Origin of the sequence: Microbacterium sp. SA156 (assembly GCF_049065455.1) — a bacterium.
GTDB lineage: Bacteria > Actinomycetota > Actinomycetes > Actinomycetales > Microbacteriaceae > Microbacterium > Microbacterium barkeri.
Window position 1 is genome coordinate 94,151 of the sequence record NZ_JBAKGU010000007.1, and the last position, 18,552, is coordinate 112,702.

General features: G+C 72.2%; 18 protein-coding genes and 1 riboswitch. Of the genes, 4 read left to right on the top strand and 14 right to left on the bottom strand.

Features of this window, described 5'->3' with window-relative positions:
- Positions 1-9 precede the first annotated feature (9 nt).
- From ACOWU6_RS08595 to ACOWU6_RS08635, 9 genes are all read right to left on the bottom strand, one after another.
- Positions 10-1,083 carry a winged helix DNA-binding domain-containing protein gene (locus tag ACOWU6_RS08595; protein WP_421075435.1) on the bottom strand — a complete coding sequence of 358 codons (1,074 nt, stop codon included), beginning with the start codon at positions 1,081-1,083 and terminating at the stop codon, positions 10-12.
- Between the two features lie 43 nt (positions 1,084-1,126).
- Entirely contained in the window at positions 1,127-3,160 is a 2,034-nt protein-coding gene (locus ACOWU6_RS08600; RefSeq protein WP_421075436.1) for an ABC transporter ATP-binding protein, read from the bottom strand.
- 76 nt (positions 3,161-3,236) lie between these two features.
- Positions 3,237-4,667 (bottom strand): MFS transporter, encoded by a 1,431-nt coding sequence (locus ACOWU6_RS08605; RefSeq protein WP_421075437.1) that lies wholly within the window; start codon positions 4,665-4,667, stop codon positions 3,237-3,239.
- Between the two features lie 236 nt (positions 4,668-4,903).
- A complete protein-coding gene (locus tag ACOWU6_RS08610; protein WP_324014114.1) occupies positions 4,904-5,254 on the bottom strand; it encodes a Fe-S protein in 351 nt (116 codons plus the stop codon).
- Between the two features lie 47 nt (positions 5,255-5,301).
- Positions 5,302-5,775, bottom strand: a complete 474-nt coding sequence (gene ribH, locus ACOWU6_RS08615) for a 6,7-dimethyl-8-ribityllumazine synthase (RefSeq protein ID WP_271173606.1) — start codon at positions 5,773-5,775, stop codon at positions 5,302-5,304.
- The gene (gene ribA, locus ACOWU6_RS08620; RefSeq protein ID WP_271173605.1) at positions 5,772-7,058 is read right to left on the bottom strand and encodes a GTP cyclohydrolase II; all 1,287 of its coding nucleotides are present in this window, start codon (positions 7,056-7,058) and stop codon (positions 5,772-5,774) included. The genes ribH and ribA overlap by 4 nt, the downstream gene beginning before the upstream one ends.
- Entirely contained in the window at positions 7,055-7,810 is a 756-nt protein-coding gene (locus ACOWU6_RS08625; protein ID WP_282979435.1) for a riboflavin synthase, read from the bottom strand. The genes ribA and ACOWU6_RS08625 overlap by 4 nt, the downstream gene beginning before the upstream one ends.
- Before the next feature lies 1 nt (position 7,811).
- The gene (gene ribD, locus ACOWU6_RS08630; RefSeq protein ID WP_421075438.1) at positions 7,812-8,846 is read right to left on the bottom strand and encodes a bifunctional diaminohydroxyphosphoribosylaminopyrimidine deaminase/5-amino-6-(5-phosphoribosylamino)uracil reductase RibD; all 1,035 of its coding nucleotides are present in this window, start codon (positions 8,844-8,846) and stop codon (positions 7,812-7,814) included.
- A 55-nt stretch (positions 8,847-8,901) separates the two neighbouring features.
- A riboswitch (FMN riboswitch) is annotated at positions 8,902-9,048 on the bottom strand.
- A gap of 62 nt (positions 9,049-9,110) precedes the next feature.
- Complete coding sequence (locus tag ACOWU6_RS08635) at positions 9,111-9,974, bottom strand: Fpg/Nei family DNA glycosylase (RefSeq protein ID WP_421075439.1); 864 nt, start codon at positions 9,972-9,974, stop codon at positions 9,111-9,113.
- 73 nt (positions 9,975-10,047) lie between these two features.
- Here ACOWU6_RS08635 and ACOWU6_RS08640 point away from each other — a divergent pair, with 73 nt between their 5' ends.
- Both ACOWU6_RS08640 and ACOWU6_RS08645 read left to right on the top strand, forming a co-directional pair.
- Positions 10,048-10,563, top strand: coding sequence for a GNAT family N-acetyltransferase (locus tag ACOWU6_RS08640; protein ID WP_271173601.1), 516 nt, complete (start codon positions 10,048-10,050; stop codon positions 10,561-10,563).
- A 235-nt stretch (positions 10,564-10,798) separates the two neighbouring features.
- On the top strand, positions 10,799-11,671 hold the full coding sequence (locus ACOWU6_RS08645) for a hypothetical protein (RefSeq protein WP_421075440.1): 873 nt from the start codon (positions 10,799-10,801) through the stop codon (positions 11,669-11,671).
- A gap of 118 nt (positions 11,672-11,789) precedes the next feature.
- On the opposite strand, the gene ACOWU6_RS08650 is transcribed toward ACOWU6_RS08645, so the two are convergent.
- From ACOWU6_RS08650 to ACOWU6_RS08670, 5 genes are read right to left on the bottom strand one after another with little or no spacing between them, the layout of a single operon-like run.
- Complete coding sequence (locus tag ACOWU6_RS08650; RefSeq protein ID WP_421075441.1) at positions 11,790-12,422, bottom strand: GNAT family N-acetyltransferase; 633 nt, start codon at positions 12,420-12,422, stop codon at positions 11,790-11,792.
- 7 nt (positions 12,423-12,429) lie between these two features.
- Complete coding sequence (trpS, locus tag ACOWU6_RS08655) at positions 12,430-13,437, bottom strand: tryptophan--tRNA ligase (RefSeq protein WP_271173599.1); 1,008 nt, start codon at positions 13,435-13,437, stop codon at positions 12,430-12,432.
- 19 nt (positions 13,438-13,456) lie between these two features.
- A complete protein-coding gene (locus tag ACOWU6_RS08660) occupies positions 13,457-14,401 on the bottom strand; it encodes an NUDIX hydrolase (protein WP_271173598.1) in 945 nt (314 codons plus the stop codon).
- Positions 14,398-16,581 (bottom strand): RNA degradosome polyphosphate kinase, encoded by a 2,184-nt coding sequence (locus ACOWU6_RS08665; RefSeq protein ID WP_324014121.1) that lies wholly within the window; start codon positions 16,579-16,581, stop codon positions 14,398-14,400. The genes ACOWU6_RS08660 and ACOWU6_RS08665 overlap by 4 nt, the downstream gene beginning before the upstream one ends.
- Positions 16,582-16,630: 49 nt before the next feature.
- Positions 16,631-17,329 (bottom strand): response regulator transcription factor, encoded by a 699-nt coding sequence (locus tag ACOWU6_RS08670; RefSeq protein ID WP_421075442.1) that lies wholly within the window; start codon positions 17,327-17,329, stop codon positions 16,631-16,633.
- A 141-nt stretch (positions 17,330-17,470) separates the two neighbouring features.
- Between ACOWU6_RS08670 and ACOWU6_RS08675 the strand changes: the two genes are divergently transcribed.
- Together ACOWU6_RS08675 and ACOWU6_RS08680 are read left to right on the top strand one after the other, a co-directional pair.
- Positions 17,471-17,761, top strand: a complete 291-nt coding sequence (locus ACOWU6_RS08675; protein WP_271173595.1) for a hypothetical protein — start codon at positions 17,471-17,473, stop codon at positions 17,759-17,761.
- 176 nt (positions 17,762-17,937) lie between these two features.
- On the top strand, positions 17,938-18,543 hold the full coding sequence (locus ACOWU6_RS08680; protein WP_421075443.1) for an FABP family protein: 606 nt from the start codon (positions 17,938-17,940) through the stop codon (positions 18,541-18,543).
- The last annotated feature ends 9 nt before the right edge of the window (positions 18,544-18,552 follow it).

The following is an 18,552-nucleotide window of genomic DNA, read 5'->3' on the forward strand; positions in this document are numbered from 1 at the left end:
ATGCTCGGCTCACGCGCGCAGGATGGCCATGGCCCGGTCGACCGCGGTGCGCGCGTCGGATGCGTCGATCGGAGCGTCGGCGAAGAGCTCGATCTGCGCGTCGCCCGTTGCCCGCTGCGCCATCGCGGGCGGCTTCCACACGCCGACGATCTCGCCGTCGTGCACGATGAGGGGCCGCACCATGCCGTTGGCGCCGGGACCTGCGGCCGCGAGCGCCTCGGGGGATGCGGTCACGGTGCGGTCGGCGTAGGCGATGTAGAACTCCTCGAACGTCGGCAGGGCGAACGTCCGCGCGGCGTCGGGAGCGGTGCGCGGCGGCGCGGGAGACGCGTAGAGCGGCTCGTCGGCGTCCCCGACGACCCTCACCCGATCCGCCGCGGCGGCAGCGGCCGCGCGTGCCGTGGTGAGCGGGAGCCCGGCCCACCAGGCGAAGTCGCGCGCCGTGGCCGGTCCGTGCCCCGCGATGTAGCGCGCGAAGAACTCGGCGAGCGGGTCGGCGGGCGATGCGGACTCGCGGATCCACTCCTCGGCGAGGACGAGGTGCTGCTCGCGCGGCTCGACACCGTCGCGATGGAGGACGGGGCCCCAGACGAGGACGCGGTGGAGCGCGAGCGTGACGATGAGGTGGTAGCCGCGCTGACCGGCCGTCGAGATGCCGCCCGACTCCCAGACCGCGGCGATCTCCGCGCGGGTCAGGCGGCCGCCGCCGCGCAGGGCGCCCACGGCGAGCGTCTCGGCGCGCGCGATGTCGTCGTCGGCGATGCCCAGGTCGCGCAGCCGCTTCGCGTCGGCCTGCAGCATCCGCGTGGCGGTGACCGACAGCATCCAGCCGAGGTCCTCGGCCGCGACGGTGTGCAGCGTGCCGCGCTGGGTCCACGCGCGCACGAGTGCGCCGCGGTCGTAGGCGCGGTCGACGGCCGACACCCCTGCGCCGCGCGTCCGTGCGGCGAGAGCCAGCCGGCCGCCCCAGAAGTCCTGGGACTGGGTGGCGGTCAGATGGCGGGCGGCGTCGACGGGTGTGCGCGCGGGAGCGACGAGCCGGTGGTGGCGCAGGCGCGCTCGCCGCAGGGCGGGGAGATCCATGCCGCCCATCCTGCCCGTGGCCGCCGACATCGGGGAAGGCGATTCACACGAGCAGCTGGTGCTTCGCGAGATCGCGGTAGAGCGGCACGCTCGCGACGAGCTCCGAGTGCGTGCCCTGGCCGATCACCCGGCCGCGATCGAGCACGACGATGCGGTCGCTGTCGACGACGGTCGAGAGGCGGTGCGCGATCACGATGAGCGTGCGCCCCTCGGCGACCGCGTCGATCGCCTCGCGCATCCTCTGCTCGTTGACGCCGTCGAGGGACGACGTCGACTCGTCGAGGAGCAGGATGGGCGGAGCCGCGAGCAGCGCGCGGGCGATCGCGAGCCGCTGGCGCTCGCCTCCGGACAGCATGACGCCGTCCTCGCCCACCGGGGTGTCGATCCCGAGAGGGCTGCGGTCGACGATCTCGCCGAGGTTCACGGCGCGCAGCACGCGGTCGCAGTCGGCGTCGCTCGCGTCGGGCGAGGCGAGGCGGAGGTTGTCGGCGAGAGTGCCGGCGAGCGTCGGCGCGTCCTGCTCGACGTATCCGAAATGCGACCGCAGCTCGGCGCGGGCCAGGTCGCGGATGTCGACGCCGTCGAGGAGGACCGCGCCGCCCGTCGGGTCGTAGAAGCGCTCGATGAGCGAGAGGATGGTCGACTTGCCCGCGCCGGACGGGCCGACGAGGGCCACGCGCGCGCCGTGTGGCACCTCGAAGGAGACGCCGCGGAGCACCTCGCGGTCGGCCTCGCTCGGCGCCTGCGCCGCCTCCTCGTCGAGCGGCCCCGCCTCGAGGTGCGCGCGCTCGATCGCCCGCTGCGCCTCGCGCGCCGCCTCCTCGCGTGCCGCGACCGCGGCCGCGGGGTAGGCGAAGCGCACGTCGCGGAAGGCGATCGCCGGCGCCGCGCCATCCGCTGCCGTCGCGCCCGTGCCATCCGCTGCCGTCGCGCCCGTGCCATCCGCTGCAGGAGAATCCGCCCGCTGCAGGAGGATTCCCGCGGAGGGGTCCTGCTCTCGCGCGTCCGTCCTGCCGCCGCGCGGGGTCGCCGGCGCGGCGTCGGCGCGGACGCGGTCGTCGGCGTCCTCGGTGGGGAGGTCGAGGACCTCCTGGATGCGCCCGAGCGCGCCGAGCGCCTGGCCGACGCTCGCGATGGCCCCGAACGCCGAGGCGAGGGGCATGATGAGGAGGAAGAGGAACATCACGAACGTGACGAGGCTCGCGATCGTGAGCGCTCCCGATGCGACGCGCATGCCGCCGACGCCGAGCACGACGAGCAGCGAGACCTGCATCGCGATGCCCGCGACCGGGACGACGAGCGCAGACGCCTTCGCGACGCGGATGCCGGCGTGGTACGCGGCGGTCGCCATCGCGCCGACCGACTCCTGCTCGCGGTCGGTCGCTCCCGCCGCGCGGATGGTGCGGATGGATCCGATCACGCGCTCGACGCCGCTCGAGAGCTCGCCCACGCGCTCCTGCTGCGCGGCCGATGCGGCGCGGATGCGACCGGACAGGAGCCCGACGGCCGCACCGGAGACGCCGATGACGCCGACGATCGTCAGCAGCAGCACGGGGTCGATGAAGAGCATCGCCACGAGGGCGCCGACGAACAGGAGGGCGTTGCCCACGCTGTCGGCGAGGCCCTGGGTGAGGACGGCGTAGAGCAGCGTCGTGTCGGTGCCGACGCGCGAGACGAGGTCGCCGGTGCGCCGCGCGTCGAACTCGCTCACCGGGAGGTGGAGGATGCGCGCGATGAGGCGGCGGCGGCTCGAGTGGACGACCGCGGTGCCCGTGCGCTGCAGGAGGTAGTGCTGGTACGCGCCCACGGCGCTCGAGGCGAGGACGAGGAGGACGAGCGCCCACAGCAGCCACCCGAGCGGCGAGCTGGCCTGGACGCGGTCGATCACCTGCCCGATGAGGAGCGGCTGGACGAGCGTCGCGACCGCCTCGACGATGCTCAGCACCGCGACGACGACGAGCACGCCGCGGTGCTCCAGGAGGAAGGGCAGCAGCTGCCGGAACGACGCGCGCGGTCCTTCCTCTGCACGCGGTCGCGCGAAGAGCGAGCGGCGTGCGCGCGGGGCGGTCTGGCTCACGGGGTCTCCTTCCGAGGTGCGCGGGGGATCGCCGAGCGCACCTCAGCCAGCCTAGGCAACCGCCCCGCGCATCGGCTCAGCGTCGCGAGGCCGCTGCGACCGCCGCGTCGTCGTCGAGGTCGACGTCCTTCGTCTCCTTGCCGATGAGGAGCGCGACGAGCGTGAGCACGCCGGCCGCGGCGAGGTACACGCCGACGAGCCAGGGGTTGCCGCCGCCGAGGGCCCACAGACCCAGCGCGATCGAGGGCGCCACGGCGGCGCCGAGGATCGACGCGACGTTGTACGACACGGCCGAGCCGGTGTACCGCACGTTGGTCGGGAACAGCTCGGGAAGCAGCGCGCCCATGGGCCCGAACGTCATGCCCATGAGGAGGAATCCGAAGATGAGGAACGCCTGCACGAGCGCACCTGTGAACTTCTCCTGGCCCTGCGGCAGGAGGAAGACGACGAAGAGCAGGCCGAACACGATGATCGCGGTCGTGACCCAGATGAGGAGGCGGCGGCGTCCGACCGAGTCGGCGAGCGGTCCCGAGAGCAGTGTGCAGAGGCCGAAGAACACGACGCCGATGATCTGCATGAGCACGAAGTCGACGTACGTGAACCCGAGCCCAGGCACGAAGGTCGCGGGGTCGACGCCCTCGGGGGCGGTCGCCGGGCGGGTGCCGTACGCGAGCGTGAAGCTCGTCATGAGGTAGAAGAGCACGTACGTCGCGAGCATGTAGAAGGTGCCCAGGATGAGCGGGCGCCAGTGCGTGCGGACGGTCGCGCCGAGCGGGAACTTCTGGATCGCGCCGGTCTTCTCCGCCTTCGTGAACGAGTCCGACTCGACGAGCTTGAGGCGGACCCAGAGGCCGATGATCACCATGACGGCGGAGAAGAGGAACGGGATGCGCCAGCCCCACGCGAGGAACGCCTCCGATGCGAGGCCACCCTCGCCGGGCAGGGCGAAGTTGATCACGAGGAAGAGGGTGTTCGCGATGATGAAGCCGATCGGCGCGCCGAGCTGGGGGAACGTCCCGTAGAGGGCGCGCTTGCCGGCGGGCGCGTTCTCGGTCGCCACGAGCGCGGCGCCCGACCACTCGCCGCCCAGCGCGAAGCCCTGCGCGAGCCGCAGGATGAGCAGGAGGAGCGCTGCCCACGCGCCGATGAGCTGGTACGTCGGCAGCAGGCCGATGAGGAAGGTCGCGATGCCCATCGTGAGCAGCGATGCGACGAGGGTCGCCTTGCGTCCGAACCGGTCGCCGAAGTGGCCGAAGACGATCGCCCCGACCGGGCGCGCGAGCATCGCGGCGCCGAAGGTCGCGAACGACGCGAGCAGCGCCGTGGTCTCGTTGCCCGTCGGGAAGAAGAGAGCAGGGAAGACGAGGACGGCCGCCGTCGCGTAGGCGTAGAAGTCGTAGAACTCGATCGTCGTGCCGACGAGGCTCGCGGTGATGACGCGGCCGCGCGTGTTCGCGGGCGTGGCGGCGGCGGGGGCGTCGGGGCTCTGTGCTGCGGTGGATGTCATGGAGATGCCTGTCCGGAGGGAAGACGGCGGCGCGGAGGGCGCTCGCCGGGGAGACGGCGTCGGCGTCGTCGCCGGCTGGATGGCCGTCTCGACGCGCGGACGCGATCGTCAAGTCTACGCGCCCTCAGCAATACGGAGACCGCGACGGCCCCTCGCGCGAAAGGTGCGCAGAGGGGCCGTCGTGCATGCCGGAGCCGGTGGGCGGAATGCTCAGCGGCCCGAGGGCTCGGGTGCGGTCACCAGATGACCGCGATCGTCGCGTTCGCGAGCGTGAGGATGCCGACCATCCAGAACAGCGCGGGCGGCGTCTGCGCGCCGCGCTTCTGCCGTGCGGAGAGGATGCCGAGGAGCGCGCCGATCACGAGGAGCACGACGAGCTTGACGCCGATCTTGGCGTAGTTCAGGTCGCCGTCCACGCCCCACGGGGCGGCCAGAGCGAGACCCGCGAGACCGGCGATCGCGAGCCCCCAGTGCATGAGCCGCGTGACGTGCGTCCGCCGGTTCGCGACCTCGACGAGCCACGAGCCGAAGAGCGTCGCGAAGCCGACGAGGTGGATGACGATGACGATGCTGCGCAGGATCTCCATGAGCACACCCTACGGGTTTTCTACGATATGTAGAAGGAAGGTCGCCCTCAGCCGCGGAGCGCGCGCAGCGTGAGCGCCGTGCGCAGCGCCGCGTCGGCCGCCTCTGCGCCCTTGTCCTCCTTCGAGCCAGGCAGGCCCGCGCGGTCGAGGCCCTGCTGCTCATCGTCCAGGGTGAGCACGCCGAAGCCGACCGGCTTGCCGGTGTCGAGCGCGACGCGCGTGAGGCCATCCGTCGCGGCGTTCGAGACGAAGTCGAAGTGGGGCGTTCCCCCGCGGATGATGACGCCGAGGGCGACGACCGCGTCCGCGCCCGCCTCGAGCGCCGCCTTCGCGACGACCGGGAGCTCGAACGAGCCCGCCACGCGCACGAGCGTCGACTCGGCGCCCGCCGCGTCGAGGGTGCGCTGCGCCCCTGCGATGAGCCCGTCGGTGATCTCGTCGTGCCACGTGCCCGCGACGATCGTCACGCGCAGGCCCTCCGCCGCGATGCCGCCCTTCTCGGGTGCTCCCTTGCCGCTCACTTCTCTGCTCCTTCGTGCATCTGGGCGACCGCCGCGGCGAGCGCCTCCTCGCCGATCACGTGACCCATCCGGTCGCGCTTCGTCTCGAGGTACTGGTGGTTGTTGGGTCCGACGCCGACGATCAGCGGCACCTGCTCGACGACCTCGAGCCCGAGGGCGCGCAGCTGGCTGACCTTGTCGGTGTTGTTCGTGAGGAGGCGGATGCGCTCGACGCCGAGATCGGCGAGGATGCCCGCGGCCGCCGCGTAGTCGCGCGCGTCGGCGGGGAGTCCGAGCGCCGTGTTGGCGTCGACGGTGTCGAGGCCGCGCTCCTGCAGCGCGTAGGCGCGCAGCTTGTTGATGAGGCCGATGCCGCGACCCTCGTGCCCGCGCATGTAGATGACCACGCCGCCGTCCTGCTCGATCGCGTCGAGCGCGGCGTCGAGCTGCGGGCCGCACTCGCACTTGAGCGAGCCGAACGCCTCGCCCGTGAGGCACTCCGAGTGCACGCGCACGAGCGGCGCGTCGTCGGTGAGGTCGCCCTTGACGACCGCGAGGTGATCGGTGCCCGTGATCCGGTCCTTGTACGCGAGGAAGCGGAAGACGCCGTGCGAGGTCGGGACGGTGGAGTCCGCGCGCAGGCTCACCTGGCGGCGGAACGGCGTGACGGGCTCCGCCGACGGGTCGTTCTCCTCGAGGTAGGCGATGAGCTGCTCGATCGTGACGACAGGGAGCCCCTCGCGCTGTCCGAGCTCGATGAGACCGGGGAGGCGCATCATGTCGCCGTCCTCCGCCACGACCTCGCCGATCACGCCGACGGGTGCGAGGCCCGCGAGGCGCATGAGGTCGACCGCGGCCTCGGTGTGGCCCGAGCGCTCGCGGACGCCGCCGGGCACGGCGCGCAGGGGCAGGATGTGGCCGGGGCGGATGATGCTCGTCGGCGTCGACTCGGGGTCGGCGAGAACGTTGACCGTGCGGGCGCGATCGTGCGCGCTGATGCCCGTGGTGACGCCCTCGGCCGCGTCGACGCTCACCGTGTACGCGGTCGACCGCGCGTCCTCGTTCACGGCCACCATGGGCGCGAGGTCGAGGCGGTCGGCCCAGTCCTGGGGCATGGGGGCGCACAGGAAGCCCGAGGAGTACCGCACGGTCCAGGCGATCCACTCGGGTGTCGCGAGCTGCGCCGAGAGGATGACGTCGCCCTCGTTCTCGCGGTTCTCGTCGTCGGCCACGAGGACGGGGCGGCCCGCCCGGAGCGCCTCGAGCGCCTCAGGGATGGTCGACAGCTGGCTGGCAAGGCTCATCGCGAGCCTCCTTCCGGGGTGGAGCGGAGGATGACGAAGTCGGCGGGCGGAACGTCGTACGTCGCGAACGACGACTCGTGACCCGTCCCGGCCTCGCGCTGGGCGGTCGCGACGGCCGCGCGGACGGGCGCGGGGGTCGCCTGCTGCGCGCCGAAGGACAGCAGCCGCTGCACGTGGCGCGCGAGGATGTCGGTCTCGAGGTTGACGGCGTCGCCGATGCGGCGCTCGCCGAGGGTCGTCGCCTCGAGCGTCTCGGGGATGAGCGACACCTCGAACCACGGCGTCGGCTCGTGGGCGGGGCTGACGGCGCTCACGGTGAGCGAGACGCCGTCGACCGCGATCGAGCCCTTGTCGACGACGAGGGGCGCGAGCTCGGCGGGGAGCGCGATGCGCACGACGCGCCACTGCTCGCCGGGCCGGACGTCGACGACGGTTCCCGTGCCGTCGATGTGCCCCTGCACGATGTGGCCGCCGAGCCGGCCGCCCGAGGCCGTCGCCCGCTCGAGGTTGACGGGGGTGCCCGTCCGCGCCGCGTCGAGCGTCGACATGTCGAGCGTCTGCTTCATGACGTCTGCCGTGAAGCCCTCGTCCGTCCAGTCCACGACCGTGAGGCACACGCCGCTCACCGCGATCGAGTCGCCGTGGTGCACGTCCTCGATCACGCGCGGGGCGTGGAGCGTGAGGCGCACGCCGTCGCCGGAGGGCTCGATCGCCGTGATGCGGCCGATCTCCTCGATGATGCCGGTGAACATGTCAGCTGCCTCCTTCGGGGGCTTCGGGGGCCGGGCGGGCCACGACGAGGAGGTCGGAGCCGAGAGTGTCGACCTGCTCGACGGCGAGGCGCCGCTGCCGGGAGATGGTGGGGACGCCGATCTCGCCGAGCGCGAGCCGCGGACCGCCGAGGAGGGTCGGCGCGAGATAGACGAGGACGCGGTCGGCGAGTCCCGCAGCGAGGAACGCGCTCGCGAGCGTCGGCCCGCCCTCGACGAACACGCGGTGGAGCCCGCGCTCGTGGAGGTCGTCGAGAACGGCGCGCAGATCGCGCGTGCGGTAGTGGATCGCCTCATGCGGATGGCGGCGGATGGCCGCTCCGTCGGGGATGTCGGCGGTGCCGATCACGACGGGGACGGGCTGCGCGGGGTGCAGGGCGTCGCCGTCGCGGGCCGTGAGAGCAGGGTCGTCGGCGAGCAGGGTGCCCGACCCGACGACGATCGCATCGGCCTGCGCCCGCCGGACATGGACATCCGCTCGCGCCTCGGCTCCCGTGATCCACTGGCTCGTGCCGTCGGCCGCGGCCGCGCGGCCGTCGAGGCTCTGGGCCCACTTGATCGTGACGTGGGGGCGGCCGAGTCGTCGCGCCGTCAGCCACGAGTCGAGAAGCGCATGGGCCTCGGGCGCCATGAGGCCGCTCTCGACGCTCACGCCCGCGGCGCGGAGGCGATCGCCGCCTCCGCTCTCGACATCGCCCGGGTCGTCCAGTGCGTACACGACGCGCGCGACGCCCGCGGCGATGAGGGCCTCCGAGCAGGGGCCCGTGCGGCCGGTGTGGTTGCACGGCTCGAGCGTCACGACCGCCGTCGCGCCGCGGGCCGCGCCCGGGGCGAGGTGCGAGAGCGCGTCGACCTCGGCATGCGCGGTCCCGGCCCCATGGTGCCAGCCCTCGGCGATCACATCGCCGGCGGGGGAGAGGATGACCGCGCCGACCTGCGGGTTCCGGCTGCGCGGCCCGCGGCGCGCGAGCTCGAGCGCGCGGGCCATCGCCCGCTGCTCCGCGTCGCTGAACGCCATCCGAACCTCCTGCAGGCACCCCGGGGTTCGCGAACGGCGCCCTCGACGGGCGACGTCACGTGCTGCCTCTCATCCGGACTCGCAGGCTGCGCCTGCATCACCGTCGGTTCCGGAATCCCACCGGATCGGCCCCCGCCATCAGGACGGGGGTTCGCGGACTGTCACCGCCGGTTCGGATTCTCACCGACCCCGGAGCACGTTCTGTGCACTCAGCATAATCAACCGCGACCGTGCGCCGTTATTCCCGGCGGCGTATGCGTCGCCCTATTTCAGCAGGCGCGACAGCCGACGGTCGGCGAGGACCTTGCCGCCCGTCTGGCACGTCGGGCAGTACTGGAAGTCGGTGTCGGCGAAGAAGACGCTGCGGATGGTGTCTCCGCAGACGGGGCAGGCCTCGCCCGATCGCGCGTGCACGGCCATCCCGCGCCGCTTCGCGTCCTTGAGATCGGCCGGCGGCTTGCCCGAGGCCGTCGCGACGGCATCGGCGAGGGTCGCGCGGAGCGCGTCGTAGAGACGGTCGACCTCGGCGTCGTCGAGGTTCGCCGCGAGCGCGTAGGGCGACATCCGCGCGGCATGCAGGATCTCGTCGGAGTAGGCGTTCCCGATGCCCGCGATCACGGACTGATCGCGCAGGAGCCCCTTGATCTGCGTGCGGCGCCCGCGCAGCAGCCCGGCGAGAGCGTCGCGGTCGAAGCCATCGCCCAGCGGATCGGGGCCGAGGCGCGCGATGCCGGGCACGTCGCCGATCGCGCGGACGACGTACACCGCGAGCGACTTCTTCGTGCCGGCCTCGGTGAGGTCGAAGCCCGAGCCGTCGTCGAACCCGATCCGCAGGGCGATCGGCGAGCGGCCCGGCTTGATCACGGTCGCCGGCAGCGTCTCGTGCCAGCGCAGCCATCCGGCCTTCGCGAGGTGGAAGACGAGGTGGAGACCGCCCTCGAGCTCGAGGTCGACGAACTTGCCGTGGCGCTGCGCGTCGCGCACGCGGGCGCCGACGATCGCGTCGATCGGAGGATCGTACGTCTTGAGCGCCGCGATCGCGGCGACCTGAGCCTTGACGACAGTGCGCCCCGACGTGCGCTCGCGCAGATAGCGCGCGAGCCCCTCCACCTCCGGCATCTCGGGCATGCCGCCATCCTCGCACCGCGCACAGACATCCGTCACGGGCTGGACAGGGCGACGCCGATGCGACACTGGATCCGTGATCGCCGACCTCGCGCTGCTGCCCGTCGTCCTCGAGTCCCGCCTGGGGGAGGTGACGCTGCGCGCGGCCCGCGAGGAGGATCTCGACGCGCTCATGGCGCTGCTCGCGGACGACGAGGTGAGCGCCGCGCGCGGCGACGTCGCCGCGGAGGAGGACCGCCCCGCCTACGCGGCCGCGCTCACGGCCATCCAGGCCGACCCCGCGAACGCGCTGCTCGTCGCGGAGTCCGCCGATGGCGCCCTCATCGGGACGCTCCAGCTCACCCGCATCCCGGGAATGGCCCGTCGCGGCGCGACCCGGCTGCTCGTCGAGGCCGTTCGCGTGCGCTCCGACCTGCGCTCATCGGGCGTCGGCTCGGCGATGATGCGGTGGGTTGTCGACGACGCGGCGCCGGCGCTCGGCTGCGCACTCGTGCAGCTGACCTCGGACTCCGCGCGCGTCGCGGCGCACCGCTTCTACGAGCGCCTCGGATTCGTCGCCTCGCACGTCGGCTTCAAATACCGCGTCGTGTAGGGGCCCGGGCCGGGCGCGGCCGTAGCCCGGGACAGAGCGCAGGAGTTTCTGCGGGGCGGCGAGCAGCGGCCCCCGAGAATCCTCGCCTCGTCGGCGGCTGCGCGCGCGAAGTTCCTGCGTTGTGTCCCGCTCCCCGCGCCGACGCGTCGTGCACAGACGGCGTGTTGGGGTGAAGATCTCCACAGGTCCGACTCTCGCGTCTCCCCACCGCTGTCGCCGCGGGCACGATGCCGTCATGGCAGGAGGCAGCACCGCCGAAGCGCGGAAGAACGCGCGGAGGTCGCCGAGGTCGTTCTCCTTCGCCGCGCTGCGCGCGCGGGGGATGAGCCGACGGGCGATTTGGCGCAGGGTCGCGGAGGGCGAGTACGTGCGCGTCCGGCGAGACGTGTACGTCGAACGCGGGGAGTCGGAGGACATCCTTCGGGCAGCGCGGGTCGGCGGCCGACTGGACTGCGTCTCGGCGATGCGGGAGCGGGGCGTCTTCGTGCGCGAGCGCGGAGGACTGCACATCCAGGTGGATCCGCGCAGCGGTCGACTCGCATCGCCCGAGGATCGCGAGAAGCGCCTCGCGGCAGTGCACGGCGTCGTCGTGCACTGGCGGGACGACCCGGCGCCCGACCACGACCTCCTCGCCGACCCCGTCGCATCGGTCGCGCGTGCCGTGCGCTGCCAGCATCCGCGCGACGCCGTGGCCACGATCGACAGTGCACTCCACCTCGGGGTGATCCGCGCTGATCAGATCGACGCGCTGTTCGCGCTCCTCCCTGCGCGCTGCGCCGCGCTGCGTCCGCTCATCGACGGCCGGGCGGAATCCGGCGCCGAGTCGCTCGCGCGCCTGGCGCTCCGCGTGCTCGGCCGGTCGATCGACCTCCAGGTGCGCATCGACGGGGTCGGCCGCGTCGACCTGCTCGTCGACGGATGGATCGTCGTCGAATGCGACGGCAAGGCGTTCCACGAGAGCTGGGCGGCACAGCTGGAGGACCGCCGCCGCGACCTCGCGCTCGCCGCGCGCGGCTACGCGTGCGTCCGGGTCACGGCGATCACGGTCTTCGAGGAGCGGCACGTGCTCGTCGCCGCGGTCCGCGGGCTCCTGCGCGCTCGCCGCTGAGCGGACCGGCGGGACAGAACGCAGGAGATCCGTCCGCGCAGAGGCTGCCGGCACGCGGGATCACGCGGCCGTCGGCGGCGCGGGCTGAGAGTACTCCTGCGCTGTGTCCCGGCAGCCCTCAGCGCAGAGCGGACGAGGCCGCCGTGCGCGGACCGGAGACGCGGATGGGCCGCCGACGGCGCCGGCGGATCGACAGCGACGCGGTCCTCGGCTCGAGCACCGGCCATTCGACGGGGGAGCGGTCGTCGCTCGCCACGAGGCCCGCGATCCACGCGTCCTCGCGCTCGGCGGAGGCGCGGATGCCGCGGCGCCGCGTGCCCTCGAACCGGAACCCGAGCGAGCGCGCCAGGCGGGCGGACGGCTCGTTCCCGGCGACCGCGTGCCACTCGATCCGCTCGAGGCGCATGGGGCCGAGGGCGAAGTCGACGACCGCGCAGCCGGCCTCGGCGCCGTAGCCGCGCCCGCGCGCGTCGGCGGAGATCCAGTAGCCGAGCTCGGCCGAGCCGTCCCCGATCCGGTGCAGGCCGATCATCCCGACGAGACCCTCGGCGTCGTGGATCGCCCAGGTGATCTCCTCGCCGGCGCTGCGCCGCTCGGCGCAGAGCGCGACGAACTGCTCGGCGTCCTCCCGCGTGTAGGGGGACGGCACGTTCGTCCACCGCTGCACCTCGGTGTCCTGGCAGGCGAGGTGGATGGCCTCGACGTCGTCCTCGGTCGGCGGCGTGAGGGTCAGGCGGGCGGTCCGCAGCATCAGCGGGTCACGCACGGCGCAGCAGTCCGACGCGGTCGTACACGGTGCTCAGGGTCTCGTCGGCGACGGCCGCGGCCTTCTCGGCGTTGACGGCGAGCACGCGGTCGAGCTCGGCGGGGTCGTCGAGCAGCTCGAGCGCCCGCGCGCGGACCGGCTCGAACTCGGCGACGACGACGTCGCGCAGGCCCTTCTTGAAGTCGCCGTACCCGCGGCCGGCGTACTCGTCCTCGATCGAGGGGATCTGACGGCCGGTGAGAGCCGCGTAGATCGTGAGGAGGTTCGAGACGCCCGGCTTGCCCTCGCGGTCGTAGGCGACGACGCCGTCGTTGTCGGTCACGGCGCGCATGATCTTCTTGGCCGTGACGTCGACGTCGTCGAGCAGCCACAGCACGCCCGCGTGCGACTCCGCCGACTTCGACATCTTCGCCGACGGGTTCTGCAGGTCGTAGATGCGCGCCGTCTCGGCCTGGATCACCGGCTCCGGCACGCGGAACGTCTCGCCGTAGCGCGCGTTGAAGCGCTCGGCGAGGTCGCGCGTGAGCTCGACGTGCTGCTTCTGGTCGTCGCCGACCGGGACGACGTGCGTCTGGTAGAGCAGGATGTCGGCGGCCATGAGCACGGGATACGTGAAGAGGCCCACGCTCGTCGCGTCGGCGCCGTAGCGCTGCGACTTGTCCTTGAACTGCGTCATGCGGCCGGCCTCGCCGAAGCCGGTGATCGTGGAGAGGATCCAGGCGAGCTCGGCGTGCGCGCGCACGTGCGACTGCACGTACAGCGTCGACCGCGACGGCTCGATGCCGGCCGCGATGTACTGCGCGGCCGTGCGGCGGGTCTTCTCGCGCAGCTCGGCCGGGTCGTTCGGCTGGGTGAGCGCGTGCAGGTCGACGACCGAGAAGAACGCGTCGTACGTGTCCTGCATGTCGCGCCACTGCAGGAGAGCCCCGATGTAGTTGCCGATCTGGAGCGAATCGGCCGACGGCTGCATTCCCGAGTAGAGGCGCGCTTTCTGAGTCACCGGACGATTCTAGACGCCGTCAGACCCCGGGAGCGTGCGTCTCGATCGCGACGATGCCCGCCCCGGGGTTCGTCGCCGAGAGGTGCACGACCGCGAAGGCGCCGGGGTCGAGGCCCGCCGCGCTCTCGAGACGGGGCCCGTGGACGGTCCCGGTCGCGAGCGCCAGCTCCCGCATGAGCGCGGGGATCACGGGCCGATGGCTGCAGATGACGGCGGGCTTGCCCGACCGCACCCGGCGGCCGACGACCTCGCGGGCATCCGCCGTGCCGGCATCCCATGCGTCCTCGCTGATGAGCGGTGTCTCGACGATCCGGCGGCCGATCGCCTTCGACAGCGGCGTCACCGTCTTCACGCACCGCTCGGCGTCGCTCGAGACGATCTTGCGGACGCCGAACGCGCGCAGCGCCCCGACGATCGCTTTCGCCTGCTCCTTGCCGCGGGTCTGCAGCGGACGGGCGGCGTCCTCGCCGCCCCATTCGTCGCGCGCGACGGCCTTCCCATGCCGCAGCACGACGACCGGGAACGTGCGGAGGCTCGCGGCGCGGCGCAGCCGCTCGAAGCGATCGAGGATGTCCTGGTCGACCGGGTAGCTGAGGCGCTTGCGCGCCGCGCCGACGGTGACCCACTCGAGCCCGGCGATCTCCTTGTTCGGCACGAACGTGCTGGCGCGGATCGCCTCCTGCGTCGCCTCGGCGGCCCAGTAGTGCACGATCTTCTCGCGTCCGGACGGCTGGATGTAGACCGACTGGCCCACAGAAGGGCCGAGCGACACCCGCAGGCCCGTCTCCTCGTGGATCTCGCGCACGGCGGTCTCCGCGAGCATCTCTCCCGGATCGAGCTTGCCCTTCGGGAGGGAGATGTCGCGGTACTTGCCGCGGTGCACGAGCAGGACGAGGAGCTCGCCGTCGAGCTCGCGCCACACCACGCACCCCGCGGCGTACACGGGTCGATGCGCTGACGTCATCGAGTCGCGCGCGGACGCCGTCGTCGCTGGATCGCTGCCATGGTCTTATCCTGCACGTCGGCGAGCGGCTTGCCGTTCTCATCGAGGTGGTGGCGCGTCCACACGCCCTCGGCGCCGAGGTGCCAGGTCGCGCTCGCGTCATCCATCCCGAGGTCGAAGAACGCCTGCAGCTCCTTGATGTGCTGCGGCTTCGCGACCCGGACGAGGGCCTCGACGCGGCGGTCGAGGTTGCGGTGCATCATGTCGGCGCTGCCGATGTAGACCTCGGGGTCGCCGTCGTTCGCGAACGCGAAGATGCGCGCGTGCTCGAGGTAGCGGCCGAGCACGCTGCGGACGCGGATGTTGTCGCTCACGCCGGGCAGATCCACGCGGAGACTGCAGATGCCGCGGACCCAGACGTCGACCTGCACGCCCGCGAGCGACGCGCGGTAGAGCGCGTCGATGATCTGCTCGTCGACCATCGAGTTGACCTTGATGCGCACGTGCGCGGGCTTGCCGGCCAGCGCGTTGCGGCGCTCGCGGTCGATGAGCCGCAGGAGGCCCTTGCGGAGGTGGAGCGGCGCGACGAGGAGACGCTTGAACTTCTTCTCGATCGCGTACCCGCTCAGCTCGTTGAACAGGCGGGTGACGTCGCGCCCCACATCGGGGTCGCACGTGAAGAGGCCGAGGTCCTCGTAGATGCGGCTCGTCTTGGGGTTGTAGTTGCCCGTGCCGACGTGCGTGTAGTGGCGCAGCAGGCCCTTCTCCTCGCGGATGACGAGGGCGAGCTTGCAGTGGGTCTTGAGCCCGACGAGGCCGTAGACGACGTGCACGCCCGCCTTCTCGAGCTTGCGCGCCCACTCGATGTTGTTGGCCTCGTCGAAGCGCGCCTTGACCTCGACGAGCGCGAGCACCTGCTTGCCGGCCTCGGCCGCGTCGATGAGCGCCTGCACGATGGGGCTGTCGCCCGAGGTGCGGTAGAGCGTCTGCTTGATCGCGAGCACGTGCGGGTCGCGCGCGGCCTGCTCGAGGAACGCCTGCACGCTCGTCGCGAAGGACTCGTACGGGTGGTGCACGAGCACGTCGCCCTTGCGGATGGCGCCGAAGATGTCGGCGCGCGCGTGCTTCGAGTCCGCGTCGGCGGGCTGGAAGGCGAGCGGCGTCACGGGCAGGTGCGGCTTGAACTTCAGCTCGGGCCGGTCGATCTTCCCGAGGCTGAAGAGCGACCGGAGGTCGAGCGGAGACGGGAGGCGATAGACCTCCTGCTCAGAGATGTCGAGCTCGCGGATGAGCAGGTCGAGGGTGACGTCGTCCATGTCCTCGGTGATCTCGAGGCGGATGGGCGGGCCGAACCGGCGGCGCAGCAGCTCCGCCTCGAGCGCCTGGATGAGGTTCTCCGACTCGTCCTCCTCGATCGTCACGTCCTCGTTGCGCGTGAGGCGGAACGCGTGGTGGTCGAGGATCTCCATCCCGGGGAAGAGGTCGGCGAGGTTCTCGGCGATGAGGTCCTCGAGCGCGAGGTAGCGGATGCTGCCGGGCGCGTCGTCCTTCGCGGGAACCTGCACGAGGCGGGGGAGCATCTGCGGCACCTTCAGACGCGCGAACTCCTCGCGCCCCGTGCGCGCGTTGCGGATGCGGATGGCGAGGTTGAGCGAGAGGCCCGAGATGTACGGGAACGGGTGAGCCGGGTCGACCGCGAGCGGCATGAGCACGGGGAAGACCTGCGCTTGGAAGTACTCGTAGAGGTCGGCGCGCTCGCTGTCGGTGAGCTCGTCCCAGCGGACGAAGTCGATCCCGGCCTCGGAGAGCGCGGGCTTGAGGTCGTCGTTCCAGACGGCCGCGTGGCGCGCCTGCAGCTCGTGCGCGAGCTCGGAGATGTTGGAGAGCACCTTCGCGGGCGCCGTTCCGACGTTCGTCGGGACGGCCAGGCCCGTCACGATGCGCCGCTTGAGGCCCGCGACGCGGACCATGAAGAACTCGTCGAGGTTGCTCGCGAAGATCGCGAGGAAGTTCGCACGCTCGAGGAGCGGGAGCGCCGGGTCCTCCGCGAGCTCGAGCACGCGGTTGTTGAACGCGAGCCAGCTGAGCTCGCGGTCCATGAAGCGATGCTCGGGGAGGCTCGCATCGGGGGCTTCCACGATCTCGTCGAAGTCGTCGTCCTCGGTGTCGAAGCCGGGGTCGACCAGGGGCGCATCCGTCATGTGCCTATCCTGGCACCCGCGGGTGTCGCGCGTGTGAACGGGCGGCGCGTCAGGCCTTCCGCGCTCCCTGCGCCGGCGCGTCCTCGTCGTCCTCCGAGACGTTGAACCGATAGCCGACGTTCCGCACGGTGCCGATGAGCTGCTCGAGGTCGCCGAGCTTCGCGCGCAGGCGCCGAACGTGCACGTCGACCGTGCGGGTGCCGCCGAAGTAGTCGTAGCCCCACACCTCGCTCAGCAGCTGCTCGCGCGTGAACACCCGCGAGGGGTGGGTCGCGAAGAAGTGCAGGAGCTGGAACTCCTTGTACGTGAGGTCGAGCGGCTTCCCGTGCACCTTGGCCGAGTACGAGGCCTCGTCGATCGTGATGCCCGAGGTCTGGACGCGGCTCGAGGTCTCCTCCGCGGTGCGCCGCCCCACCACGAGGCGGATGCGCGCATCGGCTTCGGCGGGGCCGGCCGTCGCGAGGATGACGTCGTCGACGCCCCAGTCGGGGGAGACGGCCGTCAGGCCGCCCTCCGTGACGATGAGGACGAGGGGTGCGTCGATGCCCGCCGTGTTCAGGATCTTGCAGAGCGCCTTCGCGCCGACGAGGTCGGTGCGCGCGTCGAGGAAGATCGCGTCAGCGCTCGGTGCGTTCACGAGCTGAGCGGCCTCCGCGGGGATCTGTCGCACGCGGTGGCTGAGGAGCTCGAGTGCGGGCAGCGCAGAGGCTCCGCCGGGGGCGGAGCTGAGCACGAGGAGCTGAGCCAAGCGAGGTCCTTTCGCCGGCGGCGGGTGCCACGCCGTGCTTCCGATGATAGGGGCAGCCGAAAGTGCGGCGAGACGCCTGCGCGCGCGGCACGCCACCGTGGATCCTGTCGTCCGGGCCCGCGATCGGCGATGATGGAGGGCGTGACCGAACCCGTCCTCGTCCCGCGCAGATTCCCGGTCGGCCTGGCCGTGACCTGGGCGTTCGCCGGCGTGGTCGCGATCGCGATCGGCATCTTCGTGGCGCCCGCCGATCGGTTCGGATGGTTCGCCGTCGGCGCGGGCGCCGCCCTCCTCGTCGCTTTCGCGGCGGAGCTGCGCCTCGGTCGCGCCGAGGGGTTCATCTCGCGGGTCGCCGCCGCGGCGGTCGGCGGGGTCGGGATCATGGGCGTCGTCTCCGCGATCTTCGCGCTCGCCGCGATCGTCCCCGGCTGAGCTCAGCGCGGTCGCCGGGGCGCGCCGGGAGGACTAGAGTGGTGCCATGGATCTCGTCGCCCTCGAACTGTTCTTCGTCGGCCTGCTGGGCCTCGCGAGTCTCGCGATCGCCTTCTGCTCCGGCGCAGTGATCGTCAACCTCTTCCGCGGCCAGCGCTGAGCCGGGGCGGAGCCTCGTGATCGAGATTCCGACCGACCTGCCTGCCGACCTCGTCCCGCTCTCCTGGCTCATCGGAGTGTGGGAGGGGACGGGCGTCATCGACTACCGCGTCGGGGATGCCCACTACGAGGGCGAGTTCACGCACCGCGTCAGCTTCAGCCATGACGGCGGTCCGTACCTCAACTACTCGGCCACCGCATGGCTCGCGCCCGAGGGCGAGCGCCCCGCGCAGCAGCTCGTCGCCGAGACCGGCTTCTGGCGCCTCTCGCGTCCGGCGACCGCTGCGACGCCGGGGCCCGGCCTTCTCCCTGCGCTCGAGACGGAGCCGACTCGGACGGCCGACGACGTCGAGCGCCTGCGCACAGCGGGCGGCGGCTTCGAGATCGAGGTCAACCTCGTGCACGCGGACGGCGTGAGCGAGCTCTACCTCGGTCAGGTCAAGGGGCCCCGCATCGACATCGCGACGGACGCGGTCGTCCGCACCGCCGGCGCGAAGCACTACGCCGCCGCGACGCGGATGTACGGCCTCGTCGACGGACACCTCCTGTGGGCGTGGGACATCGCGGCGCTGGGCCGCGAGCTCGGGTCGCACGCCTCCGCGCGCCTCGCCCGCACCGACTAGCCGGAGAAT

Coding starts and splice junctions, on each gene's coding strand:
- ACOWU6_RS08595 (WP_421075435.1), bottom strand. CDS start 1,083: ATGGATCTCCCCGCCCTGCGGCGAGCGCGCCTGCGCCACCACCGGCTC.
- ACOWU6_RS08605 (WP_421075437.1), bottom strand. CDS start 4,667: ATGACATCCACCGCAGCACAGAGCCCCGACGCCCCCGCCGCCGCCACG.
- ACOWU6_RS08610 (WP_324014114.1), bottom strand. CDS start 5,254: ATGGAGATCCTGCGCAGCATCGTCATCGTCATCCACCTCGTCGGCTTC.
- ribA (WP_271173605.1), bottom strand. CDS start 7,058: ATGAGCCTTGCCAGCCAGCTGTCGACCATCCCTGAGGCGCTCGAGGCG.
- ACOWU6_RS08625 (WP_282979435.1), bottom strand. CDS start 7,810: ATGTTCACCGGCATCATCGAGGAGATCGGCCGCATCACGGCGATCGAG.
- ribD (WP_421075438.1), bottom strand. CDS start 8,846: ATGGCGTTCAGCGACGCGGAGCAGCGGGCGATGGCCCGCGCGCTCGAG.
- ACOWU6_RS08635 (WP_421075439.1), bottom strand. CDS start 9,974: ATGCCCGAGATGCCGGAGGTGGAGGGGCTCGCGCGCTATCTGCGCGAG.
- ACOWU6_RS08645 (WP_421075440.1), top strand. CDS start 10,799: ATGGCAGGAGGCAGCACCGCCGAAGCGCGGAAGAACGCGCGGAGGTCG.
- ACOWU6_RS08650 (WP_421075441.1), bottom strand. CDS start 12,422: ATGCTGCGGACCGCCCGCCTGACCCTCACGCCGCCGACCGAGGACGAC.
- ACOWU6_RS08660 (WP_271173598.1), bottom strand. CDS start 14,401: ATGACGTCAGCGCATCGACCCGTGTACGCCGCGGGGTGCGTGGTGTGG.
- ACOWU6_RS08665 (WP_324014121.1), bottom strand. CDS start 16,581: ATGACGGATGCGCCCCTGGTCGACCCCGGCTTCGACACCGAGGACGAC.